Annotated in this window: 16 protein-coding genes; 4 read left to right on the top strand and 12 right to left on the bottom strand. The window is 64.5% G+C overall.

The annotated features are described in order from the left end of the window. The first annotated feature begins 1 nt into the window (after position 1). From CEW83_RS17040 to CEW83_RS17030, 3 genes are read left to right on the top strand one after another with little or no spacing between them, the layout of a single operon-like run. On the top strand, positions 2-598 hold the full coding sequence (locus CEW83_RS17040) for a chemotaxis protein CheD (RefSeq protein ID WP_108950406.1): 597 nt from the start codon (positions 2-4) through the stop codon (positions 596-598). A 24-nt stretch (positions 599-622) separates the two neighbouring features. Beyond that, positions 623-1459, top strand: a complete 837-nt coding sequence (locus tag CEW83_RS17035) for a CheR family methyltransferase (RefSeq protein ID WP_108950405.1) — start codon at positions 623-625, stop codon at positions 1457-1459. A gap of 60 nt (positions 1460-1519) precedes the next feature. Then, positions 1520-2581 carry a protein-glutamate methylesterase/protein-glutamine glutaminase gene (locus CEW83_RS17030; protein ID WP_108950404.1) on the top strand — a complete coding sequence of 354 codons (1062 nt, stop codon included), beginning with the start codon at positions 1520-1522 and terminating at the stop codon, positions 2579-2581. Positions 2582-2740: 159 nt separating this feature from the next. On the opposite strand, the gene CEW83_RS17025 is transcribed toward CEW83_RS17030, so the two are convergent. The 12 genes from CEW83_RS17025 to CEW83_RS16970 form a co-directional block, all read right to left on the bottom strand. Next, a complete protein-coding gene (locus tag CEW83_RS17025; protein ID WP_199915150.1) occupies positions 2741-3286 on the bottom strand; it encodes a Gx transporter family protein in 546 nt (181 codons plus the stop codon). After that, complete coding sequence (locus CEW83_RS17020; RefSeq protein ID WP_108951496.1) at positions 3267-3653, bottom strand: NusG domain II-containing protein; 387 nt, start codon at positions 3651-3653, stop codon at positions 3267-3269. The genes CEW83_RS17025 and CEW83_RS17020 overlap by 20 nt, the downstream gene beginning before the upstream one ends. Beyond that, a complete protein-coding gene (rapZ, locus tag CEW83_RS17015; RefSeq protein WP_108950402.1) occupies positions 3653-4525 on the bottom strand; it encodes an RNase adapter RapZ in 873 nt (290 codons plus the stop codon). Before rapZ ends, CEW83_RS17020 begins: the two co-directional genes overlap by 1 nt. 171 nt (positions 4526-4696) lie before the next feature. Further along, on the bottom strand, positions 4697-5617 hold the full coding sequence (locus CEW83_RS17010) for an MBL fold metallo-hydrolase (RefSeq protein WP_108950401.1): 921 nt from the start codon (positions 5615-5617) through the stop codon (positions 4697-4699). Then, on the bottom strand, positions 5614-5805 hold the full coding sequence (locus tag CEW83_RS17005; RefSeq protein WP_108950400.1) for a DUF1289 domain-containing protein: 192 nt from the start codon (positions 5803-5805) through the stop codon (positions 5614-5616). Before CEW83_RS17005 ends, CEW83_RS17010 begins: the two co-directional genes overlap by 4 nt. Beyond that, positions 5802-6008, bottom strand: a complete 207-nt coding sequence (locus CEW83_RS17000; RefSeq protein ID WP_108950399.1) for a DUF1289 domain-containing protein — start codon at positions 6006-6008, stop codon at positions 5802-5804. Before CEW83_RS17000 ends, CEW83_RS17005 begins: the two co-directional genes overlap by 4 nt. Before the next feature lie 12 nt (positions 6009-6020). Beyond that, positions 6021-6956 carry a hydroxymethylglutaryl-CoA lyase gene (locus CEW83_RS16995; RefSeq protein ID WP_108950398.1) on the bottom strand — a complete coding sequence of 312 codons (936 nt, stop codon included), beginning with the start codon at positions 6954-6956 and terminating at the stop codon, positions 6021-6023. Between the two features lie 36 nt (positions 6957-6992). Next, a complete protein-coding gene (locus CEW83_RS16990) occupies positions 6993-8681 on the bottom strand; it encodes an AMP-binding protein (RefSeq protein ID WP_108950397.1) in 1689 nt (562 codons plus the stop codon). Between the two features lie 64 nt (positions 8682-8745). Next, on the bottom strand, positions 8746-10752 hold the full coding sequence (locus tag CEW83_RS16985; RefSeq protein ID WP_108950396.1) for an acetyl/propionyl/methylcrotonyl-CoA carboxylase subunit alpha: 2007 nt from the start codon (positions 10750-10752) through the stop codon (positions 8746-8748). A 248-nt stretch (positions 10753-11000) separates the two neighbouring features. Beyond that, a complete protein-coding gene (locus tag CEW83_RS16980) occupies positions 11001-11789 on the bottom strand; it encodes an enoyl-CoA hydratase/isomerase family protein (protein ID WP_108950395.1) in 789 nt (262 codons plus the stop codon). A 48-nt stretch (positions 11790-11837) separates the two neighbouring features. Next, positions 11838-13445 (bottom strand): carboxyl transferase domain-containing protein, encoded by a 1608-nt coding sequence (locus tag CEW83_RS16975; protein ID WP_108950394.1) that lies wholly within the window; start codon positions 13443-13445, stop codon positions 11838-11840. A 12-nt stretch (positions 13446-13457) separates the two neighbouring features. Next, a complete protein-coding gene (locus CEW83_RS16970; protein WP_108950393.1) occupies positions 13458-14639 on the bottom strand; it encodes an isovaleryl-CoA dehydrogenase in 1182 nt (393 codons plus the stop codon). A gap of 160 nt (positions 14640-14799) precedes the next feature. Between CEW83_RS16970 and CEW83_RS16965 the strand changes: the two genes are divergently transcribed. Further along, a complete protein-coding gene (locus CEW83_RS16965; protein ID WP_108950392.1) occupies positions 14800-15843 on the top strand; it encodes an AraC family transcriptional regulator in 1044 nt (347 codons plus the stop codon). Positions 15844-15891 lie beyond the last annotated feature (48 nt).

Below are 15891 nucleotides of genomic sequence, written 5' to 3'. Positions count from 1 at the left end.
GATGAACAACTGGGATGCCATGTCGGCGCAGGAGATCGAGCGCATGGCGCGAAACATTGCGCCGGGCGGATGGTCGGTTGAACGACATAAACCGCTCGCCACCTTGCTGGGCTCCTGCGTGGCGGTCTGCATGTTCGACGACATTGCCCACATCGGCGGAATGAATCATTTCATGCTTCCCAGCATGAGCCGCAGCCAGGGTGCCAACGACGCCGACATCGACAACCTGCTGTCTGGAGACTACGCCATGGAAGTGCTGCTCAATGCACTTCTTGCTCAGGGAGCAGCAAGGCACAGGGTGAAGGCCAAGGCCTTCGGGGCCGGAACCATATTGACGGGTTCCGCATCGTCGGGGATCGGCGTGCGCAACGCGGAGTTTGCACGCGAGTGGCTGCAACGCGAGCACATCCCGCTGATTGCATCCGATTTTCTCGGCCCCTGGTCGCGCAAGGTGCTCTTCGTGCCCGAGACCGGCGATGCATATTGCCGGCGCATGGCCACCACCCAGGCCACCGCACAGGGCATCGCGCGCGAGGAAGCGGCCTATGCGCAGTCGCTGCAGCGCAAACCGCCAAAATCAAACATCGAACTCTTCTGAGCACCGTTTCGCTTGCACGCTCCCATGGACAATCCCCAGATCACCCATCACGAATTCGCGCTGTTCCAGCGCCTGATATACCGGCTCGCCGGGATCAGCCTTGCGGACACCAAGAAGATCCTCCTTGTGGGACGCCTTTCCAAGCGCCTGCGCCATTACGGACTGGGCACCTTCGGCGAGTATTACCGCATGCTTGCCAGCGGCGACCATCCGCAGGAAGTGCAGATGATGGTCGACCTGCTCACCACCAACGAAACCTATTTCTTCCGCGAAGCCGCCCATTTCGACCTGCTCGCAGACATTGCCGCACAGCGCCGCGGCAATACATTCCGGGTCTGGAGCGCCGCATGCTCCTCGGGGGAGGAGCCCTATACCATGGCCATGGTCCTGGCGGAAACGCTGGGCCTGAATGCGCCATGGGAAATTATTGCCACCGACATCAGCCTGACCGTACTCGAACGAGCGGAAATCGGCTATTACGCCATGGAACGCGCAACCGGCATTCCACCCGAGCTACTCAAGAAGTACTGCCTCAAGGGCGTTCGCGAACATGCGGGCAATCTGCTCATCCAGCAGAAGTTGAGGGAGCGCGTGCAATTTCGGCACTTCAATCTCATCGCGCCCGACCCACGCGACCTCGGCCAGTTCGACGTCACGTTCCTGCGCAATGTGATGATCTACTTCGATCAGGAAACCAAGCGCAAGGTCGTGGCGCACATGCTCCCCCATCTGCGCAAAGACGGCTACTTCGTGGTGGGGCACTCCGAGACGCTTAACGGCCTGAGTGATGATCTCGCATCCTTGCGCCCGACCGTATATTGCCGTCGAGAATACCGCGCCCTGCACCGCGAGCATGCTTGACCGCCCCATGAAACAGCGCACAGACAGGAACATCACGTGACGTCAGGAAAGATCAAAGTCATGATCGTCGACGACTCGGCCGTCGTGCGGCAAGCCATCAGCCAGACGCTGGCTGTCGACCCTGGCATCGAAGTCATCGCCGCTGCTGCCGATCCCCTGTTTGCGATGCGAAAGATGGAAGTGCAGTGGCCGGATGTGATCATCCTTGATATCGAGATGCCCCGTATGGACGGGCTGACCTTCCTCAAGAAGATCATGAGCGAGCGCCCGACCCCGGTGGTGATCTGCTCATCCCTCGCTGAACGTGGTGCGGAAGCGACGATGAATGCCCTGTCCGCGGGCGCCGTGTCCATCATCACCAAACCCAAGATGGGCGTGAAACAATTCCTCGAGGACAGTGCCAACGACGTCGTCCAGGCGGTCAAGGCAGCCGCGCGCGCCAACGCGCGACGCCTCGCGCCTCGCACCGCGGTCAACGCTCCGCTACCGAAGCTGTCGGCGGACGCGGTAATCACCAGCGGGCTTGGAAGCGGCGCGTCGATGGTGCGCACAACCGACTGCGTCGTCGCCATCGGCACCTCCACCGGCGGCACCCAGGCACTTGAAGCGGTATTGACACGGTTGCCCGCCGTATGCCCCGGCATCGTCATCGTCCAGCACATGCCGGAGAGGTTTACCGCGATGTTCGCCGAACGCCTCAACGGCCTGTGCGAAATCGATGTACGAGAGGCGCGTCACGGCGACCGCGTTGTCCCCGGCCGGGCCTTGATCGCACCGGGAGGAAAGCACATGCTGCTGACCCGCAGCGGGGCTCAATACGCCGTCGAGGTGGTCGATGGACCACTGGTCAATCGCCATCGGCCGTCTGTCGATGTCCTGTTCCGCTCCTGCGCGAAGTTCGCCGGGCGCAATGCATTCGGCGTCATCATGACCGGAATGGGTGACGACGGCGCCCGTGGCCTGAAGGAAATGCATGACGCAGGCGCGAGCACGGTGGCAGAAGACGAGTCCAGCTGCGTTGTCTTCGGCATGCCCAAAGAGGCGATCAAGCTCGGCGCTGTCGATACCGTACTGCCACTGGACAGGATTCCCGCAGCCATTCTTCGCGCAGGCAAGTCCTGAGACAACGGATCGGCACGCACGACACCGATACCGGCGAAAAGGCCGAAGGCAATGCCGAAGGCTATCGCGAGCAATGTGGTCAGCCACCGCCAGAAACTCCCGCGCATCTCCTTCTCCCGCACCCGTTCGTTGCAAACTTGAAGGTGTGGGTTTGACGGTTTATTCCGAGCTGCGTTCCTCGGCTTCGAGCGCTTGAAGCTCATGCAGCAGGCGGCCCGCGATCAAGCCGTTAACCAGACCGAAAATCACCGCCGCGGCGGAGAATATCGGCACCAGGTAGAATACGCCGTCGTGCGGCACCAGCCATATCCGGGCGACCACGAGTTGTGCGCCGATGTGGGCGAAGGCGGCCAGAATGCTGTGGCTGACCGGCCCGAACCAGCGCCGCGGCAAGTGCATCGCCACCCCGAGCGCGAGCAGGCTGGCAAGCGCACCCGACAGGCTGAGAAAGAAGCCCGGTGCCAGAAACTGTCCCAGCAGCAGGCTGCCCGCCAGCACCCGCAGCAAGGCCACCCACACCGCTTCACGCCAGCCCCAGCGCGCCAGCACCACCAGCGTCACGATGTTCGCCAGACCCGGCTTCACGCCGGGCAGCGGCAGCGGGATCACCGCCTCCGCCACGGTAAGCACGATTGCGGCCGCGGCATGGCGGGCGATGCGACGGTCCTTGACCGTGGGGACGAGTTCAATAGTTGAGGGAGTCATAGTCGCTGCCGCGCCCGGTGAGGGTCAGGCTGACCTGGTTGGGGGCACAGATGGCCACTGCGCCGGCGCGGCTCAGCCAGCCCTGGCGCACGCAGTACTGGCGCGGACCGGGGTCGGACGCAACCCGCGCACGTCCGGGTTCGATCTCGATCAGCGTGGTGCCGAGCGGCCCTTCGACTTCAATCTTGCGCGCACGCGACAGGTCGGCCTCGGCCACGACCTTGCCGGCCGCCCTGACGATGATGCCGTCCGGCGCGCCGCCGGTCCAGAAGCCAAGCGCCGAGTACACACACAGCGCAAACCCGGCGCACACGACCAGCCAGTCTCCTGGCCGCAGCAGGGCACGCCAGTCTGCGTCCAGGCGGATCACTTGCCTGCTGCAGCGCGATCGGCATCGCGCCGCGCGGCGGAGCGATGACGCACCAGCACCTGAGCACTGTCCTTGAAGCGTCGTGCCAGCCACTCTGCGATATACACCGAGCGATGCTGCCCACCGGTGCAGCCAATGGCGACGGTCAGGTAGCTGCGATTATCGCGAAGGTAGCTCGGCAGCCAGTTGGCAACGAAGCGTCGAATGTCCTCGGCCATGCGTCCGACCTCAGGCACTTTCTCGAGAAAGTCGATCACCGGCTTGTCGCGCCCGGTGAGCGGCCTCAGCATCGGGTCGTAGTGCGGGTTGGGCAGGCAGCGCACATCGAACACCAGATCGGCATCCATCGGAATGCCGTACTTGAAGCCGAAGGACTGGAACATCAGCGTCATGCCCGATTCCGCTTCGACATTGATGAAATCCTTGATCCACGTGCGCAGCGTGTTGGCATGCATGTCGCTGGTGTCGATGCGGTGTCCCAGCTCCGCGATCTGGGCGAGGGCATCGCGTTCCTGGTGGATGGCCTCACCCAGCGACACCCCGCCTTCGGCCAGCGGGTGGCGTCGCCGCGTTTCGGAAAAACGGGCAATCAGGGTGTCATCACGCGCTTCCAGAAAGACGAAGCGCACGTCACGCACGATGCCGCGCACCGCCTGAAGCTGCTGCGGCAGTGCAGCGATGCTGCCACCCGAGCGCACGTCCACCGCCACCGCCACGCGCTGGTAGCCGCTGCCACGCAGGGTCGCCACCAGCTGCGGCAACAGCGTTGCCGGCAGGTTATCGACGACGAAATAGCCCGCGTCTTCGAGCACGTTGAGCGCAATGCTCTTGCCCGAGCCTGAAAGGCCACTGATCAGCACAATCTGCATGACAGGAATCTGAGTTGAGGATGCATCACTATAGCGGATGCAGGCTGCGAAAACTTTAAGCCCGGCTGGCCACTAATGAGACAGCAAGACCACGTTTTCTATCCGTGAGCGGGCGCGCGCCGACATTGTATGCTCGCGCGCAGCCGCCGCAAGAATGCGGCGGGGGTGGTCTCAGCTGGCCACCAGGTCTTTCCCCTCGCGGTGTGCCACGCCGGCGCGCTCGAGTTCCGAGATCAGCCAGGCGGCAAGCGCATCCGCGCCAAGACCGAGGAATCGCGCATTGGCCTCCCGGTACAGGGGGGTTTCGGCAAGATACTGCGGCAGCACATCGAGGGACATGCGCCGCGCATCGAGCAGGGCAAAGGTCACGCAGGCCCGGATCGCGTTGCGCGCCATGCGTGCGCCATCGTCCTCGAACGCACGCAGCCGGGCGAAAGCGCGCTCGAGCGCCTCGTCGAAGTCGGAAAAAGGCGCACCGTGCCCGGGTATCACCGCATCCACCGCGAGGCGGCCAATGGACTCCAGCGTACGCCGCGCTTCGCCGAGTCCGTCACCACTTCCCAGCACTTCGGCAAACAGAATGCCGAAGCCGTCGCGCCACAGCGCATCACCCGAGATCAGGATGCGACGCTCGGCGTTGTAGTAGGCGAGCGCATCCATGTCGTGACCCGGTACGGCGATTGCCTGCCATTCGAGTTCGCCGGCGACAAAGCGGTCACCTGCTTCCAGCAGCCCGGTGGCGGCAAAACGCTCGCCCTTCTGTGCGGCCGTGCGCAGCAGCAGCGCATCTTCGTCCCAGTTGGCAACCGCATCGGCCATGCCTGCCGGAATCGTGATCGAGCAGCCAAAGCTGCGCTGTACCGCGGCATTGCCACCGATGTGATCAGAGTGCGAATGGGTGTTGATCAGACGGCGCAGTTTCCGCCCGTCCAGCCCCCGGCGCACGAGCTCGACGGTCTGCCCCGCATGGCTGAAGTAGCCCGAATCGATCAGCGTGGCCTCATCGCCATCGGCAAGCAGGATATTGTTGGCCGACAGCCAGCCGCGCTCGAACACCTGCAGGCTGGCCGGAAAGTGGAGCGCTGCGCTCAATCGCTGCCCTCTCCCACCTGTGCGGCGACATTGGCCGGCAGGGGTGCGGGTGCGGCGGGTTTCAGATCTGCCGGCGGCGGCGGGATGGGCACACCGTTGATTTCATCGACCGTGCGCCCGCAGCCAATGCAGATGCCTTCGTCGTAATCGATCATGCACACGCCGACGCACTCGTCATCGTTCGTCATGCCCCAGCGCCTTCGGACTGCACCAGGGGCGCGAGGCCGAGCAGCTCGCGCCGATCGGCCACGGCGACCAGAATCTGGCGCCGCTCGGTGTCCGTTGCCCGGCTCCAGCACGTGATCTCGTCGATGCTGCGCTGACAGCCCTCGCACCATCCGGTGTCCGGGCTCATGTGGCAGATATTGATGCAGGGTGATGCAACGCTCATGAAAGTTCCGATTCAGTTTGCCTGTGCCGCCTGCGCACGTTTCGCGAGCACGGCGCGGGCGACCCGCGAGGCTGGCGCACGTCCGAGTTCGGCGCTGATCCAGGCAGCGGTATCGACCAGCGCATCGAAATCGATGCCGGTGTCGATGCCCATGCCCTTCAGCAACCAGACCACGTCTTCCGTGGCAACGTTCCCCGACGCGCCTGCCGCATACGGACATCCTCCCAGGCCGCCGACCGACGCGTCGAATACCGCCACCCCCATCTGCAGGGAAGCAAAGATGTTGGCCACGGCCATGCCGTAGGTGTCGTGATAATGCCCTGCAAGCTGCGTCACCGGAATCCGCCGCATCACTGCGTCGAGCATGCGCTGCACCGTGACCGGATTGCCACTGCCAATGGTATCGCCGAGCGAGACTTCATAACACCCCATCGAAACCAGGGTCTCTGCAACCTCGGCCACCTTCTGTGGTGCGATCTCGCCCTCGTAGGGGCAGCCGACCACACAGGACACATAGCCTCGCACCTTCACGCCGGCGGCCTGCGCCGCCTCGGTCACCGGACGAAAGCGCGCCAGCGATTCGGCGATCGAGCAGTTGATGTTCTTCTGGCTGAAGGATTCGGACGCTGCGCCGAACACGGCCACCTCTTTCGCCCCGGCAGCGAGCGCCGCCTCGAAGCCCTTCAGGTTGGGCGTCAGCACCGGGTAGTCGACGCCGGGCGCGGCAGCAGCCAGCACCCGCGTCAGTACCTCGGTGTTGTCGCCCATCTGCGGCACCCACTTGGGGGAGACGAACGATGTCGCCTCGATGGTCTTCAGCCCGGCCTCCGCGAGACGGCGGATGAGTTCGAGCTTGGTGTCGGCAGGCACGACCTGCTTCTCGTTCTGCAGTCCGTCGCGCGGACCGACTTCAACGATACGGACGTGCTGCGGCAGGGAAATCGACATTGATGTTGCTCCGTGGAGTGGGCGGTGACGCGTGACTCAGGCCGTGCTGGCCTCTTCCAGACCGAGCTCGGTCTTCATCTGCTGCCGGATCAGGAACTTCTGGATCTTGCCGGTCACGGTCATCGGGAAGCTGTCGACGAAACGGATGTAACGCGGCACCTTGTAGTGGGCAATCTGCCCCTGGCAGAAAGCGCGCACATCGGCCTCGCTGAGCGAACCCTCTTCGCGCAGGATGATCCAGGCACACAGTTCCTCGCCGTACTTTTCGTCCGGCACGCCCACCACCTGCACGTCGAGCACCTTGGGGTGACGGTAGAGGAACTCCTCGATCTCGCGCGGATAGATGTTCTCGCCGCCACGAATCACCATGTCCTTGATGCGGCCGACGATCTTGCAATAGCCCTCTTCGTCGAGGGTGGCGAGGTCGCCGGTGTGCATCCAGCCTGCAGCATCGATGGCCTCGGCCGTCTTCTTCTCGTCGCCCCAGTAACCGAGCATCACCGAATAGCCCCGGGTGCACAGCTCGCCCGGCGTGCCGCGCGGCACGATACGGCCTTCGTTGTCGACGATCTTGACCTCGCAATGCGGCTGGATGCGGCCCACGGTGGAGACGCGGCGGTCGAGCGGATCGCCGGTGCCGCTCTGAAAGCTCACCGGCGAGGTTTCGGTCATGCCGTAGGCGATGGTGACCTCGCGCATGTTCATCCTGTCGACCACGCGCTTCATGACTTCGGTCGGACACGGGCTGCCCGCCATGATGCCGGTGCGCAGCGACGACACGTCGAACTCGGCAAAGCGCGGGTGATCGAGCATCGCAATGAACATCGTGGGCACGCCATACAGACCGGTGCACGACTCGGTCGAGACCGCCTCGAGCACCGCCAGCGGCTCGAAAGCCTCGGCCGGATACACCATGGTCGCACCATGGGTGAGACAGCCGAGATTGCCCATCACCATGCCGAAGCAGTGGTAGAGCGGCACCGGGATGCACAGCCGGTCGCCTGCGGTGAGCCCGATTGCCTCGCCCACGAAATAGCCGTTGTTGAGGATGTTGTGGTGCGACAGCGTCGCGCCCTTGGGGTGACCGGTCGTACCCGAGGTGAACTGGATATTGATCGGATCGTCGAACTGCAGCTGCTCGCTCAGCAGGGCAAGCGCGGTCAGCTCCTCGCGCGACGGCGGTTTCAGCAGGTCGTCGAAATTGAGCATGCCCGGGCTGCGCTCGCCGCCCATGCGAATCACGAACTCGAGCTTCGGCAGCACATGGCTGCGCAGCAGGCCGGGTTCGCAATGTCCCAGCTCAGGCGCCAGTTCCGCCAGCATGCCCAGGTAGTTGCTGCTCTTGAACGCCGGCGACACCACCAGCGCCCGACAGTCGACCTTGTTGAGCGCGTACTCGAGTTCCGACAGCCTGTAGGCAGGGTTGATGTTGACCAGCACGAGTCCGGCCTTGGCGCTGGCATACTGGATCAGCGCCCACTCGAGATTGTTCTGCGACCAGATTCCGATACGCTCGCCCGGCTGAAGACCCAGACGCATCAGGCCGCAGGCCAGCGCATCCACCTTCTGCTTCAGCCCGGCGTAGCTCAGCCGCACGCCCTGGTGGCACACAACCAGCGCATCGCGCTCGGCGTGACGCGCGCAGGCCTCGTCAAAAAAACGACCGATGGTCTGGCCGATCAGTGCCTTCTCCGAGGCTCCATGTACATAGCTGGCATTGCTCATTTCGGAACTGTCTCCTCTCACCCGGTAATCTTCACGACGGGCAGCGAGCCCGTCGTTGTGCAGATCACGCCGCCGCAGCAACTTCGAACTCGACCAGTTCGGCACCGTCGCCAACCTGATCACCCACCGCAAAGCGGAAGGCCTTTACCGTGCCGGCGGCCGGCGCGTTGATGGTGTGCTCCATCTTCATTGCCTCCAGAATCAGCAGCGGCGCGCCCTTCTCCACCTTGGCACCTTCGGCGGCCACCAGTGCAATCACCTTGCCCGGCATCGGCGCCAGCAGACCACCTTCCGAGCCGCCGCCCTCGCCGCTGTGATGCAGCGGATCGATGGCTGCCAGTTGCCAGGCACGGCCCTGAACGAAGACGTGGCGACGACCGGCCGCCGCGATCACGGTGGCATCCAGCCTCATGCCGTCGAGATCGACCCGCAGCAGACCGCGCGGATTGAGTTCGCCACGCGCAACCACACTGCGACCATTGCACTCCAGACGATAGGCGCCAGGCAGATAGGACACGTTGACGCTGTGCTCGGCCTCGCCGTGGCGGAACATCAGCGTGCGCTGGGCAGTCGCGTTCATGCGCCAGCCGTCGCGCGCATGCCAGGGCGAGCGCGGATCGGGGTCGCGCACCGCAGCCTTGGCCGCGCGCTCGGTTTCGCGCAGCAACTCGGCCAGCGCGGCGACCTGGAATACCTCGTCGGGGACCGCTTCGCCCTCGGGGAAGAGGTAGGCCTTTTCGCGTTCGATCAGACCGGTATCCAGATCGGCGGTGGAGAACGCCGGGCAGGCGGTGAGGCGCGACAGGAACTCGATGTTGTTCGACACCCCGACCACGCGGTAGTCGGCGAGTGCCTGCAGCATGCGCGCCAGCGCGCGGTCGCGGTTGACGTCCCACACGATGAGCTTGGCGATCATCGGATCGTAGTGCGGGCTGATCTCGTCACCCTCTTCCACCCCGGTATCGACCCGCACATGCAGGCCCTCGGCCGGCGGCGCCAGATGCACCAGCTTGCCGGTCGACGGCAGGAAGCCCTTGTCCGGGTCTTCTGCGTAGATGCGCGCTTCGAGCGCATGACCGCGGATCTGCAGCTGCTCCTGCGCCAGCGGCAGTTTCTCGCCAGAGGCCACGCGCAGCTGCCACTCGACCAGATCGAGGCCGGTGATCATCTCGGTCACCGGATGCTCGACCTGCAGCCGTGTGTTCATCTCCATGAAGTAGAAGCTGCCGTCCTGGTTGGCGATGAACTCCACCGTACCGGCGCCGACATAGCCCACCGCCTTGGCCGCATCGACCGCAGCCTTGCCCATCGCTGCGCGACGCTCGGGCGTCATGCCCGGTGCCGGCGCTTCCTCGAGCACTTTCTGGTGGCGACGCTGCACCGAGCAGTCGCGCTCGAACAGGTACACGCAGTTGCCGTGGCTGTCGCCAAACACCTGGATTTCGATATGGCGCGGACGGGTAATGTACTTCTCCACCAGCACATGGTCGTCACCGAAGCTGGAGATGGCTTCGCGCTTGCATGAAGCCAGCAGCTCGATGAAATCTTCCGAGCGCTCGACCAGACGCATGCCCTTGCCGCCACCACCGGCTGCGGCCTTGATCAGCACCGGATAGCCGATGTCGTTGGCCTGCTGGTGCAGGTGAACCGGGTCCTGCTCGTCGCCGTGATAACCGGGGGTCAGCGGCACACCGGCCGCGCCCATGATCTTCTTGGCCTCGGACTTGGAGCCCATGGCATGGATCGCCTCGACCGGCGGCCCGATGAAGACGATACCCGCCTCGTCACAGGCGTGACAGAAGGCCTCGTTCTCGGACAGAAAACCATAGCCGGGGTGGATGGCCTGGGCACCAGTCTGCTTCGCAGCAGCGATGATCCTGTCGATCACCAGATAGCTTTCCTTGACGGCCGGCGGGCCGATCAGCACCGCCTCGTCGGCCATGCGTACATGACGCGCGTTGGCGTCGGCCTCGGAATACACGGCCACGGTCTTGATGCCCATGCGGCGTGCGGTCTTGATCACGCGGCAGGCGATTTCACCGCGGTTCGCGATCAGTATCTTTTCAAACATGGTGTGCCTCCGCGGTGAAACCGCCTGAGCATGCTACGCATGCAAGGCAATGTGACTTCGTCGCTGCGGCGCTGTGCGCCTGGTCACCGCGGTTCGCGATCAGTATCTTTTCAAACATGGTGTGCCTCCGCGGTGAAACCGCCTGAGCATGCTTCGCATGCAAGGCAATGTGACTTCGTCGCTGCGGCGCTGTGCGCCTGGTCACCGCGGTTCGCGATCAGTATCTCTTCAAACATGGTCTCGCTCCCTTATGCCTTCGGTACCCAGCTCGCCAGACGCTTGGAAAGGAAGGCATCCAGCCCTTCCTTTGCCTCGGGCGTGGCACGCAGGCTGGAGATGCGACGGGCGGTGTCTTCCACCACCTCGTCGCTGACGGGCCGGTTGGCCACTGCACGGATCAGGTCCTTTGCCGCTGCCTGCGCCCTGGGGCCGCCCTGCAGCAGCGCGGCGACGATCTCGGCAACCCGGGCGTCGAGCTCTTCGCTGGCAACCACTTCGTGGGCCAGACCGAGCTCGCCGGCGCGCTCGGCGCTGATGCGCTCGGCGGTCTGGAAGTAGCGGTAAGCCTGGCGTTCGCCGATGGCGCGCAGTACGTATGGGCTGATCGCCGACGGGATGATCCCGAACTTGACCTCGGAGGTGGCGAACACCGCCTTTTCCGCTGCCACGCAGATGTCGCAGGCCGACGCCAGGCCCATGCCACCACCCAGCGCGGCGCCATGCACGCGCGCGATGGTCGGCTTGTTCATCTCCGCCAGGGTGCGCAGCATGCCGGCCAGACGACGCCCGTCAGCGAGGTTCTCTTCCACGCTGGCGTTGGCCGCAGCCTTCATCCAGTTGAGGTCGGCCCCGGCAGAAAAGCTCTTGCCGCGGCCGCCCAGCACCACCACACGCACGCTGTCATCGGCGTCGAGCTGACGGCAGGCGGCGGTGATGTCGGCAATCAGTTGTGCATTGAAGGCGTTGTGCACATCGGGGCGGTTCATCCACACCGTCGCGACGCCATTGTTCAATTCGATTTCAAGTGTTTCGTACATCGTGTCTCCTCGCCTCGGGGGGCGCTGCAATCAGTATCCGCGGCCGGATTACATCCGGAACACGCCGAACTTGGTCGGCGCAATCGGCGCGTTGAGCGCGGCGGACAGCGACAGGCCGAGCGTGCGCCGGGTCTGGGCCGGATCGATCACGCCGTCGTCCCACATGCGGGCGGTGGCGAAGTAGGGATGGCCCTGGGCTTCGTACTGATCGCGGATCGGCGACTTGAAGGCCTCTTCTTCGTCCTTGCTCCACGCCCCGCCCTTGGCCTCGATCCCGTCACGACGCACGGTGGCGAGCACGCTGGCCGCCTGTTCGCCGCCCATCACCGAAATGCGGCTGTTGGGCCACATCCACAGGAAGCGGGGGGAGTAGGCACGGCCGCACATGCCATAGTTGCCGGCGCCGAAGGAGCCGCCGATCAGCGTGGTGATCTTGGGCACCTGCACGGTGGCGACCGCGGTCACCATCTTGGCGCCGTCCTTGGCGATACCGGCGTTCTCGTACTTGCGTCCGACCATGAAGCCGGTGATGTTCTGCAGGAACAGCAGCGGGATGCCGCGCTGGCCGCATAACTCGATGAAGTGTGCCCCTTTCTGCGCCGATTCGCCGAACAGGATGCCGTTGTTGGCGACGATGCCCACCGGGTAACCGTAGAGCTGGGCGAAGCCACACACCAGCGTGGTGCCGTAACGCGCCTTGAACTCGTCGAAACGAGAACCGTCGACCACGCGAGCAATGATTTCGCGCACATCGAAAGGCTTGCGCGTGTCGCTGGGGATGATGCCGTAGATCTCGGACGGGTCGTAAGCCGGCTCTTCGCCTCCGCCGAGCGCCATGCCCATCGGCTTCACCCGGTTCAGGTTGGAGACGATGCGGCGCGCCAGATAGAGCGCATGGGCGTCGTTCTCGGCGAGGTGATCGGCCACACCGGACAGACGGGTGTGCACATCGCCGCCACCGAGGTCCTCCGCGGTCACCACCTCACCGGTCGCCGCCTTCACCAGCGGCGGACCGCCGAGGAAGATGGTGCCCTGATTCTTGACGATGATGGTCTCGTCCGACATCGCCGGCACATAGGCGCCGCCGGCGGTACATGAGCCCATCACCACCGCGATCTGCGGAATGCCCTTGGCCGACATGTTGGCCTGATTGTAGAAGATGCGGCCGAAGTGGTCGCGATCCGGAAACACTTCGTCCTGTTTGGGCAGGAAGGCGCCACCGGAATCGACCAGATAGACGCAGGGCAGATTGTTCTGCTCGGCGATCTCCTGCGCCCGCAGGTGCTTCTTGACCGTCATCGGGTAGTAGGTGCCGCCCTTCACCGTGGCGTCGTTGGCCACGATCATGCACTCCACGCCCTGCACGCGGCCAATGCCGGTGATGACACCGGCCGAAGGCGCATCATTGTCGTACATGCCGAAGGCCGCCATCTGGCCGACCTCGAGGAAGGGCGTGCCGGGATCGAGCAGATGCCCGACCCGGTCGCGCGGCAGCAACTTGCCACGCGCGGTGTGCTTGGCCCGCGCCGACTCGCCGCCACCGAGGCTGACCTCGGCCGCTTTCGCGCGCAAGTCGTCCACCATGCCGCGCAGCGACTTGGCGTTAGCCTGAAACTCTTCGCTGCGGGTGTTGATCGTCGATTTGATGATGCTCATGTCGCCCCCTGCTTACGCGGTTTCGCTGAACAGTTCGCGGCCGATCAGCATGCGGCGGATTTCGCTGGTGCCGGCGCCGATCTCGTACAGCTTGGCGTCGCGCCACAGGCGGCCGACGGCGTATTCATTGGTGTAGCCCACACCGCCCAGGGTCTGGATCGCCTCGCCCGCCATCCACGTGGCCTTCTCTGCGGTGTAGAGGATCACGCCGGCGGCGTCCTTGCGCAGGGTGCGCGCGTGGTCGGTGCGGTCGCAGGCCTGGCCGACGGCATAGGCGTAGGCGCGGCACGCGCTCCAGGTGGAGTAGAGATCGGCGACCTTGCCCTGCATGAGCTGGAACTCGCCGATCGGGGTGTCGAACTGCTTGCGCTCGTGCAGGTAGGGCACGACCGCATCCATGCACGCCGCCATGATGCCGAGCGGGCCGCCCGACAGCACGGCGCGCTCGTAGTCGAGACCGGACATCAGCACATTGACGCCGCGGCCGATATTGGCCTCGCCGCCGAGCACGTTCTCGAGCGGGACTTCGACATCGTCGAAGAACAGCGGGAAGGTGTTGGAGCCGCGCATGCCGAGCTTGTCGAGGTGAGTGCCATGGGTGAAACCCTTCATGCCCTTCTCGATGATGAAGGCGGTAATGCCCCTCGGGCCGGCGTTGATGTCAGTCTTGGCATACACCACCAGGGTGTCGGCATCGCCGCCGTTGGTGATCCACATCTTGCTGCCGTTGAGCACGAAATGGTCGCCCTTGCGATCGGCACGCAGCTTCATGCTCACCACGTCGGAGCCGGCATTGGGCTCGGACATCGCCAGTGCGCCGACGTGATCGCCCGAGATCAGCTTGGGCAGGTACTTCTGCCGCTGCGCCTCGGTGCCGTTGCGGCGGATCTGGTTGATGCACAGATTGGAGTGCGCGCCGTAGGACAGGCCGACCGAAGCCGACGCGCGGGAGATCTCTTCCATGGCGATGATGTGGGCCAGGTAGCCCATGTCGGTGCCGCCGTACTCCTCGCTGACCGTCATGCCATGCACGCCGAGATCGCCCAGTTTCTTCCACAGATCGGCGGGGAACTCGTTCACACGGTCGATCTCGGCCGCACGCGGCGCAATCTCGGCCGCACAGAAATCGCGCAAGGTGTCACGCAGGGCTTCGATGGTTTCGCCCAGGTTGAAGTCGAGGCTCGGAATCTGCATGGTGTGGTCTCCTTCTCCGTATATTTGTCTGGTTCGGTCACAGCGCGACAGTCGATGATCGACGCGTCTGCCCGGTCATGGAATAAGGGTAGACCGAAGCACAGCGCGACAACTGCCATCGAGGTTGCAATTACTGCCAGCATGCTTAGGATTGCGGGGCATGAAGATCCTCACCCCTTCCTCCGCGGAATTGACCCGAGGCCGCGCCGCCACACCGATCGCCTTTATCCGCGCGATCGTGCTCGGGTATCGTGCACGAGGCATGGATCCGGCCAATGCACTGCAGCACGCGCAAATTCCGTCGGCGGCCCTGGACGACCCTGCGGCCCGCGTCACGGCCGCACAGATGGAGGTCATGTCCGGCCACGCCATGCAGGAACTCGACGACGAAGCCCTGGGCTGGTTCTCGCGCCGCCTGCCCTGGGGCAGCTACGGCATGCTGTGCCGCGCCTCGCTGACCTCGCCCACGCTGGAGGTGGCGCTCAAGCGCTGGTGCCGTCATCACCGCCTGCTCACCGACGAACTCACGCTGGCGTTCAGCCACCAGCGCAACACCGCCACCATCCGCATCACCGAGGCGCGCGACTTCGGCGACATGCGCGAGTTCTGCCTGGTCACCATCATGCGCTACCTGCTGGGCTACATCAGCTGGTTGATCGACTCGCGGATCGCCCTCACCGAAACTGGCCTGCCCTTCCCCGCGCCGCCCCATGCGGACGCCTATCCGTACCTCTTTCCCGGCCCGCTGAGTTTCGGCGCCGAGGCGGCAAGCCTCAGTTTCGACGCCCGTTACCTGTCGCTGCCACTGCGCCGCGACGAACAGGCTTTGCAGATCATGCTGCAGCGTGCGCTGCCGCTCACCGTGCTGCAGTACCGCCGCGACCGTCTGCTGGTACACAGCGTCACCCAGCTCCTCCACGCCAGACCGGACGCGCCCCACACTGCGCAGGACATCGCAACCCAACTGAACCTGTCGGTGCGCACCCTGCACCGGCAACTGAAGGAGGAAGGCATCTCGCTGCAACGCCTGAAGAACGAAGCCCGCCGCAATCGCGCCATCAAGCTGCTGCTGCAGACACGCAAACCCGTCAAGCAGGTGGCATCGGCCGTTGGCTTCGATAGCGAAAAAAGTTTTGCTCGGGCGTTTCGGGAATGGACGGGGGTCGCACCGAGCCGGTATCGAAGTGGCGCGGGAAACCCGTAATGCGCAACCAGCGGACGACGACCCTGAGAGCCCGATCGGTCCCGAGGG

This window comes from Parazoarcus communis (genome assembly GCF_003111645.1).
Lineage (GTDB): Bacteria > Pseudomonadota > Gammaproteobacteria > Burkholderiales > Rhodocyclaceae > Parazoarcus > Parazoarcus communis_A.
Note: the sequence above shows the minus strand (reverse complement) of the source record. Positions and strands in the feature narration are given on the sequence as shown.

Excerpts from the sequence above, each read along its gene's own strand:
- CEW83_RS16985 (WP_108950396.1), bottom strand. The coding sequence starts at position 10,752 with ATGTTTGAAAAGATACTGATCGCGAACCGCGGTGAAATCGCCTGCCGC.
- CEW83_RS17005 (WP_108950400.1), bottom strand. The coding sequence starts at position 5,805 with ATGACGAACGATGACGAGTGCGTCGGCGTGTGCATGATCGATTACGAC.
- CEW83_RS17000 (WP_108950399.1), bottom strand. The coding sequence starts at position 6,008 with ATGAGCGTTGCATCACCCTGCATCAATATCTGCCACATGAGCCCGGAC.
- CEW83_RS16965 (WP_108950392.1), top strand. The coding sequence starts at position 14,800 with ATGAAGATCCTCACCCCTTCCTCCGCGGAATTGACCCGAGGCCGCGCC.
- CEW83_RS17040 (WP_108950406.1), top strand. The coding sequence starts at position 2 with ATGAACAACTGGGATGCCATGTCGGCGCAGGAGATCGAGCGCATGGCG.
- CEW83_RS17030 (WP_108950404.1), top strand. The coding sequence starts at position 1,520 with ATGATCGTCGACGACTCGGCCGTCGTGCGGCAAGCCATCAGCCAGACG.
- CEW83_RS16995 (WP_108950398.1), bottom strand. The coding sequence starts at position 6,956 with ATGTCGATTTCCCTGCCGCAGCACGTCCGTATCGTTGAAGTCGGTCCG.
- CEW83_RS16990 (WP_108950397.1), bottom strand. The coding sequence starts at position 8,681 with ATGAGCAATGCCAGCTATGTACATGGAGCCTCGGAGAAGGCACTGATC.
- CEW83_RS16970 (WP_108950393.1), bottom strand. The coding sequence starts at position 14,639 with ATGCAGATTCCGAGCCTCGACTTCAACCTGGGCGAAACCATCGAAGCC.
- CEW83_RS17025 (WP_199915150.1), bottom strand. The coding sequence starts at position 3,286 with ATGACTCCCTCAACTATTGAACTCGTCCCCACGGTCAAGGACCGTCGC.
- CEW83_RS16975 (WP_108950394.1), bottom strand. The coding sequence starts at position 13,445 with ATGAGCATCATCAAATCGACGATCAACACCCGCAGCGAAGAGTTTCAG.
- CEW83_RS16980 (WP_108950395.1), bottom strand. The coding sequence starts at position 11,789 with ATGTACGAAACACTTGAAATCGAATTGAACAATGGCGTCGCGACGGTG.
- rapZ (WP_108950402.1), bottom strand. The coding sequence starts at position 4,525 with ATGCAGATTGTGCTGATCAGTGGCCTTTCAGGCTCGGGCAAGAGCATT.
- CEW83_RS17035 (WP_108950405.1), top strand. The coding sequence starts at position 623 with ATGGACAATCCCCAGATCACCCATCACGAATTCGCGCTGTTCCAGCGC.